Genomic DNA, 3956 nt, shown 5'->3' on the forward strand with positions numbered 1-3956 from the left:
GCGCACCGCCGCGGGGGCGGAGGGCAGGGCCACCGGGCTTGCCATCGGCCGCAGCGCATTCGGGCCGGCCGGCTGAAGCGACCCCGGGGCGCCGACCAGCCGGGCGTCATAATAGGAGGCGCCGGCCATGGCGCAGGGGATGATCAGATCGACCGGCGTGCCGATCGGCAGCCGGCCGGCGCTGTCGGGATAGGTGCCGATCACGCCGGTGCCGACCCGGCACGATCCGCGGCCGACATCGGCGGTGACGTTGACCTGCAGCTGCAGATGGTAGGCGGGGGCCTGTGCCAGGGCCGGCAGGACGGCCGGCAGCAAGAACCCAAGGGCGGCGGCAAGAAGAAGCGGTTGTCTCATCGTCGCAAATCCTTCGAAGCCCCGGCGCGATGCCGGCCATGGATGGCACACGACGCTGCAGCCGGCCGGGCCGCCGCCGGTCGATTCCGTCTCCAGGACTATGCCCTGTCCCGCCGGGCGGCGGAAGCGGAGCGGGGCCGTCAGCCGGCGTTGCGCTGCCGGTAGGCCCAGACCGAGGCCGGAGGGATGTTGGCCGTGACGAAGCCGACCCGGCGGCCATCCAGCCCCAGCTTGTCGCGCTGCAGCGGCGAGGAGAAGGCGTAGGTGTAGAGCACGACCTGCCGTCCCTTCGGCATCACCGAATAGGCCGAATCGAGGATAGCCTGCTGCTCCTCATGCGTCAGCAGCAGCATCGGGATGCCGCACAGAGTGGTGCCGACCTTGCCGACCACCTCGGGCGGCAGGATCTCGCCCAGGCGGCGGGCGTCGCCCTCGATCACATGGATGCCGGGGAAGGTCTCGCGTAGATGCCGCGCCATCTCCGGGTTGATCTCGAGCACATAGAGCCGGTCGGCCGGCACGCCGCGCTCCAGGATGCCGCGGGTGATGGCCCCGGTACCGCCGCCCAGCTCGACCACATATTCGTCGGGGGCGCGCCGGATCTCCTGCGTCAGCCGGCGCTTCAGGGCGGGGGAGGACGGCGTCACCGACCCGACCTCGCGGGGATTGGCGAGCCAGCGGCGGAAGAACAGCCAGGGGTTCATGTCCGGCCGGTCTGGGCCGGCTTTGCGGTCGGTCATCAAGCGACGGGTCCTTACGATGTCGAACGGATGGAGGCGTCCGATCCTCCGGGCGACGCACGCTAGATGCTCCGTTCCGCCTCCGATCGCAAGCGCGTCGCGTCGATCCGGCCGCATTGTGCGGGCCGGGACGGCGGCTCGGGCGATGGCGGCGATGTTGTGGTCTTTATCTGCATTTTTCTGGATTTGCGAGCATTGAAAGTAATCGATCTGGAGTCTTCCGATTACATTGCACCGGCCAGCCATGTCTCCATCGTGGCACCGGACGCGGGCTCGCCGGATTGGGACGAGGCCGCACCCGGCATCTCGTGTTCGACGGGAGGGGGCTCCGCATCATGCGCCGATTCTTTCGCAGCCTTGTGGCGCGGCAGAGCTCGTCGCCGGTGCTACGGCAGCCATCCATGCCGGGGCCGAGGCGCAGCCGGCGGCCACCGGCTGGTGAAACCGACATACGACAGGCCGCTGTCGTTCCATCGGGTCCTCGGCGGCCCGGTGAGCGCATCACCGGCAGGGCCTGGTAGGAAGAGCTACATCGGCAGCCGTTTTCCGGCGGCCCGGACATCCTTCCGTAGCGGTACCGGCCGTATCCGGACCCTGGACCGGACAGGCCCCGACGCGGCCGGGCCTGTCGTCCGACGCGCTGCTGTCATGCCGCAGGCGCCGGGCGACGGGGCCGCCGATGGTTGACGGCGCCCCTCGCCGGGACAGATATGGAGCCCGGCCCTGCCGCCCAAGCAACCATCGGTGCGTTTCCTCATGACGGACACAACATTCGACCGGCCTGTGCCGGCCCCCGCCAACACCACCGGCCGGATCGTCGTGGCCAGCCTGGTCGGCACCGCCATCGAGTTCTACGACTTCTACATCTACGGCACGGCCGCGGCCCTGGTGTTCGGGCCGGTGTTCTTCCCGCAGGAATCGGACGCGGCGCAGCTGCTCCTCTCCTTCGCCACCTTCGCCATCGCCTTCATCGCCCGGCCGGTCGGCTCGGCCCTGCTGGGCCATTTCGGCGACCGCATCGGCCGCAAGGCGACGCTGGTGGCCTCGCTGCTGCTGATGGGCATCTCGACCACGCTGATCGGCGTGCTGCCGGGCTATGACGCGATCGGCTGGCTGGCGCCGGCGCTGCTGTGCCTGCTGCGCTTCGGCCAGGGGCTTGGCCTCGGCGGCGAATGGGGCGGGGCGGCGCTGCTGGCGGTGGAGAATGCGCCGGCCGGCAAGCGCGGCTGGTTCGGCATGTTCCCGCAGCTGGGCGCGCCGATCGGCTTCCTCGCCGCCAACGGGCTGTTCCTGCTGCTGGCGCTGGGGCTGGATGACGCGCAGTTCCGGTCCTGGGGCTGGCGCGTGCCGTTCCTGCTCAGCGCCGTGCTGGTGGCGGTCGGCCTCTATGTCCGGCTGAAGCTGGTCGAGACGCCGGTGTTCCGTGAAGCGATGGAGCGGCAGGAGCGGGTGCGGGTGCCGATCGGCGACGTGCTGGCCCGCTACACCCGGGTCACCGTCCTCGGCACCCTGGCGATGGTGTCGTGCTACGCCCTGTTCTACATCACCACGGTGTTCGCGCTGGGCTACGGCACCAAGTCGCTCGGCTATTCCCGCCAGGCCTTCCTGGGCCTGGAATGCTTCGCCATCATCTTTCTCGGCCTCGGCATCCCGCTCTCCTCCAGCCTCAGCGACCGTATCGGCCGGCGGCCGGTGCTGATCGTCGGCGGCATCCTGACGGTGCTGTTCGGCTTCGCCCTGGCGCCGCTGCTCGGCAGCGGTTCGGCGGTGCTGGTCACCCTGTTCCTGTGCCTCGGCCTGTTCCTGATGGGGCTGATCTTCGGCCCGATGGGTGCCTTCCTGCCGGAGCTGTTCCCGACCGGGGTGCGCTACACCGGCGCGTCGCTGACCTACAACCTCGCCGGCATCCTCGGCGCGTCGCTGGCGCCCTACATCGCCCAGACGCTGGTCGAGCAGGGCGGGCTCAGCTGGGTCGGCCTCTACATCAGCATCGCCGCGGTGATCAGCGTCGCCGCGGTCTGGCTGATCGGCGAGACCCACACCCAGGACCTGACCCGGGTGGCGGGCGACCGCTGAGGACGTCGAGGCGGGCGCGCCGGTCCGGCGCGTCCGCACTCCGTGACTGAAACCTCAGCGGGGTGCCCCGTTGAGCACGCTCCAGTCGATGCTGCGCGCCCAGTCGGAGAAGCCGTGCCAGCGGACCTCAGGGAAATTCCGTCGCAATGCTGGAATATCAGTGGAATAGCCGGTGTTTTTGAACCATTCATACATCAGCGCCAGATCCTCGCTCTGCTGCCGCGCGGCGGCGACCGGAATCTCCTGATAGGCGATCGGGCGGCCGATGGCCTGCGACAGGATCCTGGCCTGTTCCGTGCCGGACAGCTCGTCCCCGGCAATGTCGAAGCGCCGGCCGAAGACCTGCTCGCGCCGTTCCGTCAGCGCCACGGCGAAGGCGCCGATATCCGCCAGGGCCACCAGCTGCAGGGGGCGGCCGGCCGGCAGGGCGAAGGCGTACACCCCCTGGCGCAGCCCGTCGATCGCCCAGGGCGCGACGATGTTCTCCATGAAGGCGACCGGGGCGCTGATGGTGTAGGGCAGGCCGAGCCCGGCGATGTGCCGCTCGACCACATGCTTGCTGTCGAAATGCGGGACGCCCGTCTGCCGGTCGGCGCTGCCGACGGAGGAATAGATCAGGTGCCCGACGCCGGCCGCCTTCGCCGCATCGGCGGCGTGGATCCCCTGGCGGGTCTCTTCCTCCGTCCCGGCCTCGTAGCTGTTGCCCATCAGGTACATCGTGTCGACGCCCGCGGCCGCCTGCTGCACCGAGCCCGGGTCGCCGAGGTCGCCGGCGACGATCTCCAC

At 69.9% G+C, this 3956-nt stretch carries 4 protein-coding genes; 1 reads left to right on the forward strand and 3 read right to left on the reverse strand.

Annotated elements, in window-relative coordinates:
* A partial coding sequence (locus tag P409_RS28635) for a hypothetical protein (protein ID WP_202964835.1) occupies positions 1-354 on the reverse strand: 354 nt, incomplete at its 3' end.
* 140 nt (positions 355-494) lie between these two features.
* Positions 495-1094, reverse strand: a complete 600-nt coding sequence (locus tag P409_RS28640) for a class I SAM-dependent methyltransferase (protein WP_034846448.1) — start codon at positions 1092-1094, stop codon at positions 495-497.
* A 756-nt stretch (positions 1095-1850) separates the two neighbouring features.
* Between P409_RS28640 and P409_RS28645 the strand changes: the two genes are divergently transcribed.
* Positions 1851-3170 (forward strand): MFS transporter, encoded by a 1320-nt coding sequence (locus P409_RS28645; RefSeq protein WP_034846450.1) that lies wholly within the window; start codon positions 1851-1853, stop codon positions 3168-3170.
* Between the two features lie 54 nt (positions 3171-3224).
* Here the strand turns inward: P409_RS28645 and P409_RS28650 are convergent.
* Positions 3225-3956, reverse strand: a 732-nt coding sequence (locus P409_RS28650) for an NmrA family NAD(P)-binding protein (RefSeq protein ID WP_034846452.1), incomplete at its 5' end; no start/stop codon positions are given.

Origin of the sequence: Inquilinus limosus MP06 (assembly GCF_000767795.1) — a bacterium.
In the GTDB taxonomy this organism is placed as follows: Bacteria; Pseudomonadota; Alphaproteobacteria; order DSM-16000; family Inquilinaceae; genus Inquilinus; species Inquilinus limosus_E.